Below are 15,335 nucleotides of genomic sequence, written 5' to 3'. Positions count from 1 at the left end.
ATCCCGTACCACTCGGCGTGCACCGCGCCTACTGCCGCTGGAGCTCCACGACGTCGGCCACCACACAACTCACGTTGTCGGGGCCGCCGGAGCCGTTGGCGAGGGCGACGAGCGCGCGGACCGTCGGCTCCGGCTCACCGCCCTCCGCGAGCACCCGGCGGATCTCCTCGCCGGGTACGACGGCCGACAGCCCGTCGGAGCAGAGCAGGTAGCGGTCCCCCGGCCGGGCGTCGTGCAGGCGCATCTCCGCGGTGCCGTCGGCGCCCGCGCCCAGGGCGCGTATCAGCAGGGACCGCTCCGGGTGCGACGCGGCTTCCTCCGGGGAGAGGCGGCCCTCGTCGACCATCGACTGCACCATGGTGTGGTCGTGCGTGATCAGGAACAGCTCGCCGTCGCGCAGGACGTACGCGCGGGAGTCCCCGATGTGGACGAGGGCGAGCTGCGACCCGGTCCAGAGCATCGCGGTGAGCGTCGTCCCAGCGTCCCCGGGGGCGGCGGCCGCGACGCCGTGCACGGCGCGCCCGGCCCGTTCGACGGCGTCCTCCAGCACGTTGAGGAGACCGCCCGCGGGGATGCCCTCTGTCTCCAGGCGCCGGAGCGCGTCGACGGCAGCCGCACTCGCGGGCCCGCCCTGCCCTCCGTACCCGTCGGCGACGGCGAGCAGCCGCTCCCCGGCGTAGGCGGTGTCCTGGTTGCTCTCGCGTACGAGACCGGCGTCGGACAGGGCGGCGTAACGGATTCCCAGCGGCATGGCAGGTTCCTTCCACGACAGATGACCGACGAGGAAGGCGGCCAGCTCCCGCCGCGCGGCGGTGTCGGCCTCGACCTGCGACCAGAACGCCCGGACCTCCGCCGCGGCCGCCCCGCCGTCCAGCGCGCACACGCGCCGGATACGGGCCAGGGGCATCCCGAGCCGCCGCAGCCAGGCGACCAGCCGGGCCTGCTCCAGTTGCTCCGGCGCGTAGAGGCGATAGCCGGTCACCGGGTCGACACGGGCGGGCGTCAGCAGCCCCAGCTCGTCGTAGAGCCGCAACGCCTTGGGCGACAACCGCGCCGCCTTCGCAAACGCCCCGATGGTCAACAACCCCACGCCGTCCCTCCTCGTACCGGACCCTCGCCCGGCCCGCCCGATGCTGCGGCTTCCCCAAGGGTGAAGGTCAAGCGGCACCCCTAGGCTCGGCGGAGCGACGTTTCCTGGTCGACTGCCCGGAGGTGCCATGGCCCCGCAGATGAAGCTGAGCGCGATCACCCTCGACTGCCCCGACCCGTCGGCTCTCGCGGCCTTCTACCAGCGGGCCACCGGCCTCCCGCTGCACCCGGACTCGGATGCGGACTTCGCGGCCCTCACCCGCGAGGACGGGCTCTCCCTCGGCTTTCAGCGGGTCGACGGCCACCGGGCTCCGACCTGGCCCACCCAGATCGTCCCCCAGCAGCTCCACCTCTGCTTCCGGGTCGAGGAGGAGCTGGACGATGCCGAGGCCCGGCTCCTGGAGCTGGGGGCGGGCAGGCCGGACGGCCAGCCCCGCGAGGAGAGGTGGCGGGTCCTCACCGATCCGGCGGGGCATCCCTTCTGCATCATCGGGAACTCGCGATAGTGTCGCGATATGTGGCGTGTGACACACTTGCAAGCAGGTGCTTGCAATAGTTAGCACGCCTGCGGCAGCATCGGGGCATGGGTTCGATACACGTCGGCAACCTCGGGGAGTTCCTGCGGGAGCAGCGGCGCAGCGCGCGGCTCAGTCTGCGGCAGCTCGCCGATGCCGCCGGGGTGTCGAACCCGTACCTCAGTCAGATCGAGCGCGGGCTGCGGAAGCCCAGCGCCGAGATCCTGCAGCAGCTCGCCAAGGCTCTGCGGATCTCCGCCGAGACGCTGTACGTGCAGGCGGGGATCCTCGACGAGCGCCGGGGTGACGGGGTCGACGGGATGGCGGTGCATACCGCGATACTCACCGATCCCACGATCAGTGAGCGGCAGAAGCAGGTGCTGTTGCAGATCTACGACTCCTTCCGCAAGGAGAACGCGCGCGACGACGCGGGCGCGGACGCGGAGGAGGGACCGACGAACGGGGATGCCCCGCGGCCGGGTGGCGGGCGGGGCGAGGGCGATGCGAAGCCCGCCAGTGACCGGAGGAGAACACCATGACCATGACGGACGACGTACGCAAGACGCTCAGCGACCCCACGCCCCTCTACGCGGTCGCCGGCACCGCCGACCTGGCGCTGGAGAAGCTGCGTGAGGTGCCGGCGCTGGTGGAGCGGCTGCGCGCCGAGGCGCCCGAGCGGCTGTCCGCGGTGCGGGAGACCGACCCGCGGGAGGTGCAGGAGCGGGTGTCGAAGCAGGCCAAGGAGGCGCAGGCGAAGGTCGCCGAGCGGTTCGGCGACCTGGACACCGACATCAAGAAGCTGCGCGAGACGGCGCAGGATCTCGCCCTGCAGGGCGTGGGGCGCGCCGCCGAGTACGCGGTGAAGGCCCGCGAGACCTACGACGAGCTGGCCGAGCGCGGTCGCGGGGCGGTCGCGGAGTGGCGCGGCGACACCGCCGACGCAGTCCAGGTGACCACCGAGATCATCCGGCCCGGCGAGGAGAAGGCCGCCGCCGGCGAGAGCGCTGCCGACGAGGCGGCCCCGCCCGCCGCGGGCAAGCCCGCCGACGACGAGCCCGCCGCCAAGCCGGCCGCCGCGAAGAAGGCCGCGCCCCGCAAGCGCGCCCCCCGGGCCGCCAACGGCACCGCGAAGAAGTCCGCCGCCAAGAAGAACACCCCCAAGGCGGACTCCTGAGCTCCGCGCCCCGGGCACCCCTCGCGTGCCCGGGGCGTTATCCGGGTACGGTGTCTGCGCCGGATCCCTGAACACTGTGTCGGACTCAATAGGCGGTGGACCGCGTGCTCATCTCTGGCTTCAACTCGTTGCTGGCCCTGCTCAGCCTGGCCCTGACGGTGTTCGCCGGCGTGGCACTGTTCTTCGCGGCCACGGCCCGCGAGGACGCTTACCGCGCCGCCGACAAGAACACCAAGCAGTTCTGGCTGATCATCCTCGGCGTCGGCTTCGCCGTGATGGTCATCTTCCCGATCATGTCGTTCCTGCCGATCATCGCGCTGATCGCGACCATCGTCTTCATGGTGGACGTCCGGCCCGCACTCAAGCAGGTCGGCGGCGGTCGGCGCAGCGGGGGCAGCAGCTCCGACGGGCCCTACGGCCCGTTCAACGGGCGCTGACCCGCCCCGGCGATCACGACCTCCGGTCCCCGGGTCCGCAAGGACCCGGGGGCCGATCCAGTAGCAGCACCGCCACGTCGTCGGTCAGGTCGCCGCCGTTGAGCGCCCGCGCCTCGGTGACCGCGCCGTGCAGCAGGTCGTCGCCGGCGAGGCCCTCGTCCAGCAGCCTGCCCACCAGCGCGAGCATGCCGTCCTGGCCGAGCCGGCCGCGGCCCGGCCCGGTGCGGCCCTCGATGAGGCCGTCGGTGTAGAGCATCAGGCTCCAGGCGCCGCCCAGCTCCACCTGCTGGCGCGGCCAGCGGGCGTGCGGCAGCAGGCCCAGCGCCGGACCGCCCAGCTCCTGCGGCATCAGCCGCGGCCGGCCGCCGGGGACGGCGACCAGCGGCGCCGGATGGCCCGCCAGGTAGAGGCCCGCGCGGCGGGCGTCGGGGGAGACGTCGACGGTGCACATCGTGGCGAATATCTCGTCGTCGGCCCGCTCGTTCTCCAGCACCTGCTGGAGCGTGGCCAGCAGCTCGTCGCCGACCAGGCCCGCGAACGTCAGCGCCCGCCAGGCGATGCGCAGCTCCACGCCGAGCGCGGCCTCGTCCGGGCCGTGGCCGCAGACGTCGCCGATCATGGCGTGCACCGCGCCGTCCGGGGTGCGCACCGCGTCGTAGAAATCGCCGCCGAGCAGCGCCCGGGTCGGGGTGGCGCCGGCCGCGGGCGGCGGCAGGCCGGGGCGGTAGCACGCGGAGAAGCCGAGACCGGAGCCGGCGAGCAGCGGCGTGGGCAGCAGCCCCCGCTCCAGCCGGGCGTTCTCCTGCGCCCGCAGCCGCGAGGCCGTCAGCCGGCTCTGCGCCAGGTCGGCCCGCTTGCGCTCGACCGCGTACCGGATGGCGCGGCCGAGCACCCGGCCGTCCAGCTCGCCGCGGAAGAGGTAGTCCTGCGCGCCGACGCGGACCGCCTCGGCGGCCAGCTCGACGTCGTCCTCGTCGGTGAGCGTCAGCACCGCGTGCAGCGGCGCCATGGCCAGCACCTCGCGCAGCGCCTCCAGCTCGTCGCCCTCCCGCGCGGGGTCGGCGTCCTCCGCGACCGCCTCCTCGCCGGACACGCTGAGGTCCAGCAGGATGCAGTGCACGTCCGGGCCGAGCAGCCGCTCCGCCTCGGTGAGGTTGCGTGCCGTACGCACCCGGATCCGCTCCCCGTGGCGGCCGGCACCCGCCTGCTCCAGCATCCGCGCGATGCCGGGCCCGCTGCCGGGCTCCGCCTCTATCAGCAGCAGCGTCAGCGACTCCGGGACCGCCCGCTCGCGTGCGTGCGGCTGCCCGGGAACCGGGCCGGGCTGCGCCGGCACCGCGCCGTGCCCCGAGCGCTGCGCCGGCAACGGCGCGTGCGATTGCGGCAACGGTGCGTGCGCGGCCGACGGCTGCGGGTGCCGTCGCCGCGTCGCGGCCTGCGCGTCGGCCACCCCGGCGCCTGCGGCGGACTGGTCAGGTCCGCCGGACGGTCCGGAGGCCGGGGAACGCCCGGGTGCGGGCATCGCTCTTCCTTCCCTCCCCCCGAGGGTGACGGCCGGGCGCGAGCGCGCCGGCGGCCGTGTGCGGCGGCTCGTGCTGTTCCTCCAGCGAAACCGCCAAGGAGGGACCCTAGCGTGATCACCCGCCGGTACGGAACGGGTGACGCGGCCCGGAACGCGGCCGCTCCCCCGGTCCTTTGCCCTGTTCGGAGGCCCCGCGCCGGGTCCGCCCGCCCCGCATCCGACAGGCCGGTCACATGACGCAGATCACGCCTCGGGGCGCACCACGGCCTTGATCGGCATGGTGCCCGCGCCGGCCACCGTCACCTGACGGCCGGGCCGCGGCGCATGCACGATCGCACCGTCACCGACATATATGCCGACGTGGCTGGCGTCGGAGTGATAAATGATCAGGTCGCCCGGGCGCATCTCCCGCACGTCGACCCGCCGCAGCCCCGCCAACTGGGTCTGCGACGTCCGCGGGATCCCGACCCCCGCCGCCTCCCACGCGCGCATCGTCAGGCCCGAGCAGTCGAACGTGTCCGGCCCCTCGGCACCCCACACGTAGTCCTTGCCGAGCTGATCCGTGGCGTACGCGATGGCCTTCTTGCCGGCGGGCGTCGCCTCCGCGTCGATCTCGTCCAGGATCCCGGAGTCCAGCCAGCGCGCCTGCGCCTCGCGGGCCCGCTCCCGCTCCAGCCGGCGCAGCCGCTCGCGCTCCTCGGCCTTGAGCTTCTTCTCCAGCTCCTTCGCCTCGTCGAGGCGCTCCTCGATCTCCTCCTTCGCCTCGGCCCTGGCCTCGCGGCTGCGCTCCAGCCGCTCGTACGTCCCGGCGGCCTTCTTCGCGTAGCCGTCCAACCGCTTCTGCGTGCCGGTGACCTCCGTGATCAGCCGCCGCTGCGCGTGCTGCCCCTTGCGGGCCAGCCGCAGGTCGTCCACGAACTCCTCCGGGTCGTCGCTCAGCAGCAACTGCGCCTCCATCGGCACCCCGCCGCCGCGGTACTGCGCCCGGGCCAGCGCGCCCGCCTCGTCCTTCAGCCCGGCCAGCCGCACGCTCGCGTCCGCCACGGCCTTGTCGAGCCGCTCGACCTCCTTGCGCTGCTTCTTCGCCTTCTCCTCCGCGTCGTTGTACGCGTCGGTGGCGGCCTCCGCCTCGCGGTACAGCCGCTCCACGCGGGCATGCACCTCCTCGACCGTCGGCTTCGGCTCCGCCTCGGCGGCCGGCCCGGTCAGCGGCACGAGCAGCGCCAGCAGCCCGGTCACGGCCAGGACGATGCCTCTGCGCCGGCGCGCTCCCGCCGCCCGCGCCTCCCCGATTCCGCGCATGCGTCTCCCCCACTCCCCCGATCGTGGTCCGCCGGGCCCTTCACTCAGCGGGCCCGCCCCGGGGCTCTGGCCAGCCCCGCGCGATCACATGCCCCGGATGCTGCCATATCACCCGCAACTCCCGCAGCCCTCCTCCACAGACCTGTGGATAACCCGGCGAGGACTTGCAACACGCCTGCGACACAGCGGGGTTCAGGGGGCGCGGGGTGCGGATGTTGCGGGATTTGGGGTTCGGGGGACTCCCGGGGCCGGAGGTTCGGGGTCTCAGCGGCAGCCGCAGGCCGCTACCGCCGCCGCCATCCGGTCCAGCGCGTCCCCCGCCCCCGTACGGTCCGTCGCGCCCATCGTGAAGAACGCGAACGCCAGCAGCCGCCCGTCCGCGTCCACCACCGTCCCCGCCAGCGAGTTGACCCCCGTCAGCGTCCCCGTCTTCGCCCGCACCACGCCCCGCGCCGCCGACGTGCCGCCGGCGTCCTGGCCGTCGCCGCCGCCGTCCCCGTACCGGTCGCGCAGCGTGCCGTTGAACCCCGCCACCGGCAGTCCCGTCAGCAGCGAGCGCAGCTCAGGCCGGTCCTGGTCCGCCGCCGTCACCAGCAGCCGGGCGAGCAGGTCCGCCGAGACCCGGTTGCCGCGGCTGATGCCGCTGCCGTCGGCGAACCGCGCCCCGCGCACCGGCAGACCCAGCTTCTTCAGCTGCCCCGCGACCGCCCGCCCCGCGCCCTCGAAGCTCGCGTCGCGGCCCACGGCGATCGCGGTCTGCCGGGCCAGCGCCTCGCCCAGGTCGTTGTCGCTGTACGTCAGCATCCGCTCGGTCAGCTCCGCCAGCGGCGCCGAGTACGTCGCCGCCAGCTCGTCCGCCCTCTCCGGCACCCGCGCGGCCTTCGGCTCGCCCGCGACCCGTACGCCCGCGTCGCGCAGCTCGCCGGCGAAGTCGTCCGCCGCGTCGCGCGCCGGGTCGGTGGCGCGCGGCGCCGGGCCGTGCCAGGAGTCGTCGAGGCGGGCCTCGTTGACCATGAGCGGGGTGACGGGCGCGATGTTCTCGTTGGGCCCGATCTCGTGCAGTACGTCGCCGGCGTACGCGGTGGCGTCGTACCGGACGGCCACCTTCCGCACCCCGTCCTTCTTCAGCTTCCGCGCCGTGTCGCGCGCCAGCCCCTTCAGCCGCTTCGCGGACAGCGTGGGGTCGCCGCCGCCGACGAGGAAGACCTCCCCGCCCTCGGCGAGCGACGCGGTCGGGATGCGGTGGTCGGGGCCGAGCGCGGCGAGGGCGGCGGCGCCGGTGGCCAGTTTGACCGTGGAGGCGGGGACGACGCCGGTGGTCTCGCGCTCGCCGTACAGCTCGCGGCCCGTGGTCACGTCCCACACGGCCGCGGTGGTCGGCGAGCCGAGCGCGGGGTCCTTCAGCAGCGGCGCAAGTTCCCTGGCGAGCCCGGCACCGGTCGGCCGGGGGGTACCGACGGGCCGGGTGCCGTCCTGCGGGCCGAGCGGGGTGAGCACCCGCGGGGCGCCCGCGCCGGCGCCCTGGAAGCCGTCGCCGGGGGCGCCTTTGCCCGGTACACCGTCCGAGGAGCCGTGATCCGCGTCACCTGTACGGCCCTGGGCGGCGTCCGCACGCGCGGCCGTCTCCTTCTCCGCCGTACGCTGACCCGAGTCCCAGGGCCCCGCCACGGCGATCAAGCCGCCGGCGAGGACCCCGCCCAGCGCGCCGGACGCGGCCACCAGCCGCACGGTACGGCGGGTGTGCAGGGGCTGTGCTTCCCACCGCCGGGTCCAGTGCCGTGCCCAGCGGGCGGCCTTCCGCCGTGCCACCGCGACCCCGACCCTCACCAGGGACCAGCCCCTTTCGCCACCACCCCGCTGCGTGGGGGACACTTAATCATCTGAACCATGCTGATCTTGAAGGAGAGCCACCCGTGGAGTTCGACGTCACCATCGAGATCCCGAAGGGTTCGCGGAACAAGTACGAAGTGGATCACGAGACGGGCCGGATCCGCCTGGACCGGCGGCTCTTCACCTCGACCAGCTACCCCGCAGACTACGGCTTCATCGAAGGCACGCTCGGCGAGGACGGCGACCCGCTCGACGCGCTGGTCCTTCTGGACGAGCCGACGTTCCCCGGATGCCTCATCGCGTGCCGCACGATCGGCATGTTCCGCATGACCGACGAGGCCGGCGGCGACGACAAGGTGCTGTGCGTCCCGGCGCACGACCCGCGGGTGGAGCACCTGCGCGACATCCACCACGTGTCGGAGTTCGACCGGCTGGAGATCCAGCACTTCTTCGAGGTGTACAAGGACCTGGAGCCCGGCAAGTCCGTGGAAGGCGCCAGTTGGGTGGGCCGGCAGGACGCGGAGGCCGAGATCGAGGCGTCCAAGAAGCGCCTGGAGGCCGCGGGCGGCCACCACTGACGTAGCCCCGGCACGGCAGTCGGCAGTCGGCAGTCGGCAGTCGGCCCACCGTCGGAGACGGCCCCTAGAAGCCGCGGGTGCGTTTTGCGCCGCGGCGGGCGGGGGCCGTCTTCTCGCCCGGGCGCTTCATGAACAGCCGGGCCATCTCGCCGCCCAGGTTCACCCCGATCGCGATCGCCAGCGCCAGCGCGGCGGCGGTCAGCAGCGAGCGGGCGCCGGCGTTCAGCTCGTCCTGGGCGAAGCCCAGGAGGCCGAAGTACGTGGCGCTGCCCGGCAGCAGCGGGCCGATGGCGGCCGTGACGTACGGCAGCGCGGAGATGAACCGGTAGCGCGAGAAGAGCTGGCCGAAGAGCCCGACGAGCCCCGCGGCCAGCGCGGTGGCCAGCACCGGCGACTTGTTCGCCTGGTGGGCGATGACGGCATAGATCAGCCAGGCGACGCCCCCGTTGAGGGTCACGACGATCACGGTGGAACGCTCCTGCTGGAGCAGGACCGCGAAGGCCAGCGTCAGCAGCATCGCCGCCAGCAGGGAGACCACCGGCCGCTCCTGGCGGTGCAGGGCCGCGTCCGGGCTCAGTTCTGCGCCGAGTTGCACGCCCACGTAGAGCATGATCAGCACCCCGACGACGATGCCGACGACGAGGTAGAGCACTTCGAGCAGGCGCGCCGAGGCGGTGATGTAGTAGCCGGTCAGGCCGTCCTGGACGGCGGCGACCAGGGCCCGTCCCGGGATCAGCGCGAAGAGCCCGCCGGTGATGACGGCGGAGGACTGGGCGTCGATGTCGGCGAGGTTGAGTGTGACGCCGACCGCCGCGGGGGCCATCGCCGCGGCCACGAACTGGTAGAACTCCGGCAGCCCGCGCCCCGCCGCCAGCCACGCGAGCCGGTCGCCGAGCATCGCGCCGATCGCCGCCGCGCAGAACACCAGCGGCCCGCCGCCCACCAGCGTCGCCGCCGCGCCCGACAGGCCGCCGCTGGCGAGGGTGAGCGCCCATTTGGAGTACGGGTGCCGGTTGCGGCGGATCTCGGCGAGGCCGCGGTACGCCTCCTCCAGGCTGACGGCGGCGGCCTCGTCCACGATGGCGTCGACGAGGCGGTAGACGGCGGAGAGCCGGTTGTAGTCGGTGCCGCGGCGGCGGACCGTGCGGCTGAGCGTCACCGGGTCGTCGACCAGGGACGGCTGGTACGTGACCGTCAGCAGGGTGAACGTGACGGTCGGCTCGCAGCGGTCGAGGCCGAAGGCGTGGGCGATGGCGAACATCGCGGCCTCGACGTCCTCCGCGCCCTCGCCGCCGGCGAGCAGCAGCTCGCCGATGCGCAGGGTGAGGTCGAGTACGCGCGGCACCGGCAGCGCGGTCTCCTCGGTGGGCGACAGCGACCGTTCGGGCGTGGGTCGTTCCGTCATGGGCGTACGGAGCATGACACGCATCCGGTCCTGCCACGGCGTGGATCGCGACAGCGGACCGGTGGCGGGCGGGGGCGGGGGCGCGACCCCGGCGGCGGCCGAGGGGCCGCCGCGCGGGGGCCGGAAGCCCGAGCCGGTGCTCTGGTCCTCGGGGGCGTGTTCGCCGATGCCCACGGGGCGTGCGAACTCCGAGGTCGTCTGCCCGTCTTCGGGCGCCGGGGGGAGAGGCACGCCGAAGGGCGGCGTGAAGGCGCTGTGCGCCTCGTCGGAGTGCGGCTTGTCTTCGCCGTTATCCGGTTCGGGCTCCTGACCCACTGGACCATCACCCCCCGCGGACGTGCCGAAAGGTTTACGCCCGCGAGCATAAGTCGGACGCATGAAGAACGCCCCCGGGGGGTCGGAAGGGTACGGAGGCACGGCGGCACATCAGATCAAGTCGTACAAACGGGGCGCCACTGGCGCGCAGCGGGGGCGCCACCCGCGTCGAGAGCGCCGTCGCCCACGCCCGCGGGCGACGCCCGTCGCCTGTCCGTACGCGCCCTCAGCGCCCCAGACTCCGGTACCGGCGCACCGCCAGCGGGAAGAACACGGCGAGCAGCACCAGCGGCCACACCACCGCCAGCAGCACCTGATGCTGCGCCGCCCACGAGTCGCCGGACCAGCCGGGGTTGTCGAACAGCTCGCGGATCGCACCCGCCGTCGCCGACATCGGGTTCCACTCCGCGACGGCGCCCAGCCAGCCCGGCATCGTCTCCGGCGAGGTGAACGCGCTGGACAGGAACGCCACCGGCCACACCAGGATCTGCACCGCCTGCACCATCTCCGGCTTGCCCGCCACCAGGCCGAGGAAGATCCCGGCCCACAGCATGGCGAACCGCAGGAGCAGCAGCAGCCCGAACGCGGCCAGCGCCTCCGCCCACGTACCGTGCCAGCGCCAGCCGACCGCGAGCCCCGCGCCGGCCATCACGACGAGCCCGGCGGCCGACTCGGCCATGTCGGTGAGCGCCCGGCCGACGAGGACCGCGGACGGGGCCATCGGCATCGTCCGGAAGCGGTCGACGACGCCCTTGCCGAGGTCGGAGGTGAGGGAGACCATCGTGGCCTCCAGGCCGAAGGACATCGCGAGCGCGAGCATGCCGGGCACCAGGTACTCGCGGTAGCTGCCGCCGCCGCTCACGGCCATGCCGCCGCCGAGCAGATAGGTGAAGACCACGAGCATCATCACCGGGAAGACGAGGCTCACCACGGCCTGCCCGGGCCGGCGGGCCCAGTGCGCGAAGCCGCGGCCGGTCATCGTCAGCCCGTCGGCGACGGCCCACTTCAGCCGGGCGCCCGCGGTGCGGGCGGGCGGCGGCGGGGCGGGGAGGGTGGTGGCGGTCATCGGGCGCTCCCTTCCGCTACGGCGCGCGCCCGGCCGGCGGCGCCGCCGTCCGCCCGGCCGTCGTCCCGCTCCGGGCGCCGGTCCTGGTCCTGGTCCTGCTCCTGGTTCAGGTCCTGTGTGCGGCCGGTGAGGTGGAGGAACACCTCGTCCAGCGTCGGACGGCGCAGGGAGACGTCCTCCGCCGCCACGCCCGCCGCACCCAGCCCCGCCACCGTGTCGGCCAGCGCCGCCATCCGGTCGGCGACCGGGGCGCTGATCCGCCGGGCGTCGGCGTCGACCTCGACGGCGTCCTCGCCGGCGCGGGCGGCCATGCCGATGACGGCAGCGGCGGCGTCGAGGCGGTCCGCGTCCCGTACGACGACGTCGATGCGGTCGCCGCCGAGCCGGGCCTTGAGCTCGTCGGCGGTGCCCTCGGCGACGGCGCGGCCGTGGTCGACGACCGAGACCCGGTCGGCGAGCTGGTCGGCCTCCTCCAGGTACTGCGTGGTGAGCAGCACGGTGGTGCCGTCGCCGACGAGCGAGCGGACCGCCTGCCACACCTCCGTACGGCCGCGGGGGTCGAGGCCCGTCGTCGGCTCGTCGAGGAAGAGCACCTGGGGCCGCATGATCAGGCTCGCGGCCAGGTCGAGCCGGCGCCGCATGCCGCCGCTGTACTGGCCGACCGGCTTGCCGCCGGTGTCGTCGAGGCCGAACTGCGCCAGCAGCGCCGCCGCCCGCTGCCGGGCGCCGGCCCTGCCGAGGTGGTAGAGCCGGCCGAACAGCTCCAGGTTCTGCCGGCCGCTGAGCACCTCGTCGACGGCGGCGTGCTGGCCGAGCAGCCCGATGCGGTACCGGACCTCGTCCGGCTCCCGTACGGCGTCGCGGCCCGCGACGCGCGCGGTGCCGGCGTCGGGGCGCAGCAGGGTGGCCAGGATCCGTACGGCCGTGGTCTTGCCCGCGCCGTTGGGGCCGAGCACGGCGTGCACCGTGCCCGCGGGGACCGCGAGGTCCAGGCCCGCGAGCGCCGCCTTCGCGGAGCCCTTCTTCCCGTAGGTCTTGCGCAGTCCTTCGGCGAGGATCGCCGTCATACGCCTCCTCCAGTCCCTCAGGTAGTCAAATTTGACCACCGGCCGAAGGTATCCCCGGCCTCCGCATTAGTCAAACTTGATTAGCTGGGGTTCCGGTCGTCAGGACCACCGGGGCTCGTCTCCACCCCGGCCCACGGATCGCCCTCGCCGGCCATCACGTACGCGCCGGCCTCCAGCCGCGCGATCAGGGCGCGCGTCCACTCGGCACCGGCCTCGGCGGTGTGCAGCCAGAGCCGCATGATCTCGCCGATGTGCCCGTAGTCCTCGCCCTCCTGCGGCGAGTAGTGCTGGAGGACCGCGGCCCGCCACTCCTCCATCGCCCCGACCCGCTCCTTCAGCAGCGCGACGGCCTCGGCGCGCGGCAGGTCGACGAGGAAGCCGACGCCCGCGGTGAGGAAGTCGATCTTCTCGTCGTGGCGGCGCAGCGCCTCGCGCAGCAGCCGGAAGTACTCGGCGTCGCCGGCGGCCGTCATCTCGTACTCGGTACGCGGCGGGCCGCCGGCGGTGCTGGGTGCCACCTCGTGGGCGACCAGCAGGCCCTGCTTGGCCATCTGCTTGAGCGCGTGGTAGATCGAACCGGCCTTGACGCTCGACCACTCGTGGGCGCCCCAGTACTCCAGGTCGGCCCGGACCTGGTAGCCGTGCGCCCGGCCGTGCCGCCGGACGGCGCCCAGGACCAGGAGGCGAGTCGCGGACAAATGGAGCCCCTTGTCTACCGCGGCGATGTGTGGCCTCCCAGCCTAGTCAACCTTGACTAGCAGCAGCCGCGGGGGCGGCACGACGCAGGGCCGGGACTCCCCGCGCGGGAGCCCGGCCCTGCGCCGGTCCGGTGGGCGTACGGAGGTCAGTGGTGGCCGCCCCCGTACACGCTTCGGCAGAAGGCCGCCATCTGCTCGTCCGTCAGGCCCCGGCTCAGGTCCGCCTCGCTGATCATGCCGACGAGCCGGTGGTCCTCGATGACCGGGACGCGGCGCACCCGGTGCTGCTCCATCGTGCGCAACACGTCGTCGACCGAGGCGTCGGCCTCGACGTACACCGGCCGGCCGGCCGCCAGTTCCGCGGTCGCGCAGGTCGTCAGGTCGCGGCCGCGGGCGACGCACTCCACCACGATGTCGCGGTCGGTGATCATGCCGGCGAGCTTGCCGTCCTGGCCGCACACCGGCAGGCAGCCGACGTCCATGGAGCGCATCTTCGCGGCGGCGGTGGCGACGGACTCGGTCGAGTCGATGCACTCGGCGCCTTCGTGCATGAGGTCGCGGGCGTTCCGCGCGGTGGTGGGAGCGGTCATCGCAAGGGCTCCTGTTCGTTCTGTCCCGGAGGTCCGGAGGGAGTGGAGGGGGGTGGAGGGGTACGGAAGAAACACGGAAGGGGTACGGAAAGGGGGTTTCCGTCACCGCCATGCTCCTGGCCCCCGACCGCCCGGGCGACATACGCGCCGCCGAACGGGTGACCCGGACGGGACAGAGGCCGCGGCGCCGCTCAGAAGGGGAAGTGCGTCCGGCCGTGCTGCACGGAGATCCACTTCAGCGTCGTGAAGGCGTCGACCGTCGCCTCCCCGTTCAGCCGCCCCAGCCCCGAGCACTTCTCGCCGCCGAACGGCACCAGCGGCTCGTCGTTGATCGTGCCGTCGTTGACGTGCACCATCCCCGAGTCGATCCGCCCCGCCAGCCGCACGCCCCGCTCCAGGTCCCCGGTGTGCACCGCGCCGCTCAGCCCGAACGGGGTGTCGTTGACGATCCGTACGGCCTCGTCCTCGCCCGTGAAGGGGAGCAGGAACGCCACCGGGCCGTAGAACTCCCGCCGCAGCAGCTCGCTGTCCGCAGGCAGCCCGGTCAGCACCGTGGGCTCCACGAGCGTGCCGTCCGTGCGCCCGCGCAGCAGCGCGGTGGCGCCGGCGGCGAGCGCCGCGTCGACCCGGGCGGCCAGCTCGGCGGCCTCACGGGCGCTGATGAGCGGGCCGAGCTGGGTCGCGGGGTCGGCCGGGTCGCCGACGGTCAGCGCGCCGGCCTTGGCGACGAACTTCTCCGCGAACTCCGCGAGCACCGCCCGGTCCACCAGCACCCGGTTGGCGGCCATGCAGACCTGCCCCTGGTGGGCGAAGCGGCTGAAGACGGCGGCGTCCACGGCGTAGTCCACGTCGGCGTCGGCGAGCACCACGATCGCCGAGTTGCCGCTCATCTCCAGCACGGTGCGCTTGAAGTGCCGGGCGGCGACGCTCGCGACGTGCCGGCCGGCCTCGGTGGAGCCGGTGAAGGACAGCACACGCGGCACCGGGTGCTCGATGAAGGCGTCGCCGATCTCGGCGGTGTCGGTGACGACGACGTTCAGCAGCCCGGGCGGCAGCCCGGCGTCCTGGAGCAGCCACGCGAGCAGCGTGCCGCCGACGACGGGTGAGTAGTTGTGCGGCTTGAGCACCACGCCGTTGCCGAGCGCGAGCGCGGGCGCCACGGACTTCGCGGCCAGGAAGAGCGGGAAGTTGTACGAGCTGATGACGCCGACGACGCCCGCGGGCAGCCGGTAGACGCGGTTCTCCTTGCCGGGTGTCGGCGACGGCAGCACCCGGCCCTCGGCGCGCAGCGCGTACGACACGGACTCGCGCAGCACGTCCTTGGTGAGGGCGATCTCGAACGCGGCCTTCAGCCGCGTACCGCCCAGCTCCGCCACGATCGCGCGGGTGATCTCCTCCTCGCGCTCCTCGACGAGGCGCAGCGCGCGCTCGAAGACCAGCCGCCGTTCGTACGGCGAGCGCTCCGCCCAGAGCCGCTGCGCCCGCTCCGCCGCGCGGTAGGCGGCGTCCACCTCGGCGGCGGTCGCGACGGTGACGGCCGCGAGCTGCTCACCGCTGTACGGGTCGAGGTCGATGACGTCCCACGAACCCGCGCCGGGGCACCACTTGCCGTCGATGTACTGCAGTGCCAGGTCGGAGAAGAGAGACATGAGCGAGGCTGCACCCCTGCGCACGGCGGACCGCGGGCACGGCTGTGACCGCTGACACGCCATCGTACTGGTGCGCGAAATGCGCCTCCCGGGGCCTC

15 protein-coding genes are annotated in these 15,335 nt (G+C 73.8%); 5 read left to right on the top strand and 10 right to left on the bottom strand.

The features are described 5' to 3' along the window. Positions 1–28 precede the first annotated feature (28 nt). Positions 29–1,090, bottom strand: a complete 1,062-nt coding sequence (locus LG396_RS03205) for a MerR family transcriptional regulator (protein ID WP_225793479.1) — start codon at positions 1,088–1,090, stop codon at positions 29–31. A gap of 127 nt (positions 1,091–1,217) precedes the next feature. On the opposite strand from LG396_RS03205, the gene LG396_RS03200 reads away from it, so the two are divergent. From LG396_RS03200 to LG396_RS03185, 4 genes are all read left to right on the top strand, one after another. Then, entirely contained in the window at positions 1,218–1,595 is a 378-nt protein-coding gene (locus LG396_RS03200) for a VOC family protein (RefSeq protein WP_225793478.1), read from the top strand. 77 nt (positions 1,596–1,672) lie between these two features. Next, positions 1,673–2,143 (top strand): helix-turn-helix domain-containing protein, encoded by a 471-nt coding sequence (locus tag LG396_RS03195; RefSeq protein ID WP_018836000.1) that lies wholly within the window; start codon positions 1,673–1,675, stop codon positions 2,141–2,143. After that, positions 2,140–2,778 carry a hypothetical protein gene (locus LG396_RS03190; RefSeq protein ID WP_037753804.1) on the top strand — a complete coding sequence of 213 codons (639 nt, stop codon included), beginning with the start codon at positions 2,140–2,142 and terminating at the stop codon, positions 2,776–2,778. Before LG396_RS03195 ends, LG396_RS03190 begins: the two co-directional genes overlap by 4 nt. A gap of 104 nt (positions 2,779–2,882) precedes the next feature. Then, positions 2,883–3,215, top strand: a complete 333-nt coding sequence (locus LG396_RS03185; protein WP_026276213.1) for a DUF2516 family protein — start codon at positions 2,883–2,885, stop codon at positions 3,213–3,215. Positions 3,216–3,228: 13 nt separating this feature from the next. On the opposite strand, the gene LG396_RS03180 is transcribed toward LG396_RS03185, so the two are convergent. From LG396_RS03180 to dacB, 3 genes are all read right to left on the bottom strand, one after another. Continuing rightward, complete coding sequence (locus LG396_RS03180; protein ID WP_225793477.1) at positions 3,229–4,737, bottom strand: PP2C family protein-serine/threonine phosphatase; 1,509 nt, start codon at positions 4,735–4,737, stop codon at positions 3,229–3,231. A 243-nt stretch (positions 4,738–4,980) separates the two neighbouring features. Then, positions 4,981–6,039 carry a C40 family peptidase gene (locus LG396_RS03175; RefSeq protein WP_130456282.1) on the bottom strand — a complete coding sequence of 353 codons (1,059 nt, stop codon included), beginning with the start codon at positions 6,037–6,039 and terminating at the stop codon, positions 4,981–4,983. A 264-nt stretch (positions 6,040–6,303) separates the two neighbouring features. Continuing rightward, entirely contained in the window at positions 6,304–7,866 is a 1,563-nt protein-coding gene (dacB, locus tag LG396_RS03170) for a D-alanyl-D-alanine carboxypeptidase/D-alanyl-D-alanine endopeptidase (RefSeq protein WP_225793476.1), read from the bottom strand. 86 nt (positions 7,867–7,952) lie between these two features. Here dacB and LG396_RS03165 point away from each other — a divergent pair, with 86 nt between their 5' ends. Further along, entirely contained in the window at positions 7,953–8,447 is a 495-nt protein-coding gene (locus tag LG396_RS03165) for an inorganic diphosphatase (protein WP_018835994.1), read from the top strand. Between the two features lie 64 nt (positions 8,448–8,511). Here LG396_RS03165 and LG396_RS03160 read toward each other — a convergent pair whose 3' ends face one another. The 6 genes from LG396_RS03160 to LG396_RS03135 all read right to left on the bottom strand — a co-directional run bounded on the left by LG396_RS03160 (position 8,512) and on the right by LG396_RS03135 (position 15,237). Next, positions 8,512–10,167 carry a threonine/serine exporter family protein gene (locus LG396_RS03160; protein ID WP_018850792.1) on the bottom strand — a complete coding sequence of 552 codons (1,656 nt, stop codon included), beginning with the start codon at positions 10,165–10,167 and terminating at the stop codon, positions 8,512–8,514. A gap of 226 nt (positions 10,168–10,393) precedes the next feature. Next, complete coding sequence (locus tag LG396_RS03155) at positions 10,394–11,233, bottom strand: ABC transporter permease (RefSeq protein WP_225793475.1); 840 nt, start codon at positions 11,231–11,233, stop codon at positions 10,394–10,396. Continuing rightward, on the bottom strand, positions 11,230–12,300 hold the full coding sequence (locus LG396_RS03150; RefSeq protein ID WP_225793474.1) for an ATP-binding cassette domain-containing protein: 1,071 nt from the start codon (positions 12,298–12,300) through the stop codon (positions 11,230–11,232). The genes LG396_RS03155 and LG396_RS03150 overlap by 4 nt, the downstream gene beginning before the upstream one ends. 80 nt (positions 12,301–12,380) lie before the next feature. Beyond that, complete coding sequence (locus tag LG396_RS03145; protein ID WP_100299845.1) at positions 12,381–12,998, bottom strand: PadR family transcriptional regulator; 618 nt, start codon at positions 12,996–12,998, stop codon at positions 12,381–12,383. A 146-nt stretch (positions 12,999–13,144) separates the two neighbouring features. Further along, positions 13,145–13,588 (bottom strand): CBS domain-containing protein, encoded by a 444-nt coding sequence (locus LG396_RS03140; protein ID WP_225793473.1) that lies wholly within the window; start codon positions 13,586–13,588, stop codon positions 13,145–13,147. Positions 13,589–13,779: 191 nt separating this feature from the next. Further along, a complete protein-coding gene (locus LG396_RS03135; RefSeq protein WP_225793472.1) occupies positions 13,780–15,237 on the bottom strand; it encodes an aldehyde dehydrogenase family protein in 1,458 nt (485 codons plus the stop codon). Positions 15,238–15,335 lie beyond the last annotated feature (98 nt).

This window comes from Streptomyces aculeolatus (assembly GCF_020400605.1).
GTDB lineage: Bacteria > Actinomycetota > Actinomycetes > Streptomycetales > Streptomycetaceae > Streptomyces > Streptomyces aculeolatus.
Note: the sequence above shows the minus strand (reverse complement) of the source record. Positions and strands in the feature narration are given on the sequence as shown.

What these genes read in the sequence shown, in the direction of transcription:
- LG396_RS03200 (WP_225793478.1), top strand. Translation starts at nt 1,218, where the DNA reads ATGGCCCCGCAGATGAAGCTGAGCGCGATCACCCTCGACTGCCCCGAC.
- LG396_RS03195 (WP_018836000.1), top strand. Translation starts at nt 1,673, where the DNA reads ATGGGTTCGATACACGTCGGCAACCTCGGGGAGTTCCTGCGGGAGCAG.
- LG396_RS03190 (WP_037753804.1), top strand. Translation starts at nt 2,140, where the DNA reads ATGACCATGACGGACGACGTACGCAAGACGCTCAGCGACCCCACGCCC.
- LG396_RS03180 (WP_225793477.1), bottom strand. Translation starts at nt 4,737, where the DNA reads ATGCCCGCACCCGGGCGTTCCCCGGCCTCCGGACCGTCCGGCGGACCT.
- LG396_RS03175 (WP_130456282.1), bottom strand. Translation starts at nt 6,039, where the DNA reads ATGCGCGGAATCGGGGAGGCGCGGGCGGCGGGAGCGCGCCGGCGCAGA.
- LG396_RS03155 (WP_225793475.1), bottom strand. Translation starts at nt 11,233, where the DNA reads ATGACCGCCACCACCCTCCCCGCCCCGCCGCCGCCCGCCCGCACCGCG.
- LG396_RS03150 (WP_225793474.1), bottom strand. Translation starts at nt 12,300, where the DNA reads ATGACGGCGATCCTCGCCGAAGGACTGCGCAAGACCTACGGGAAGAAG.
- LG396_RS03140 (WP_225793473.1), bottom strand. Translation starts at nt 13,588, where the DNA reads ATGACCGCTCCCACCACCGCGCGGAACGCCCGCGACCTCATGCACGAA.
- LG396_RS03135 (WP_225793472.1), bottom strand. Translation starts at nt 15,237, where the DNA reads ATGTCTCTCTTCTCCGACCTGGCACTGCAGTACATCGACGGCAAGTGG.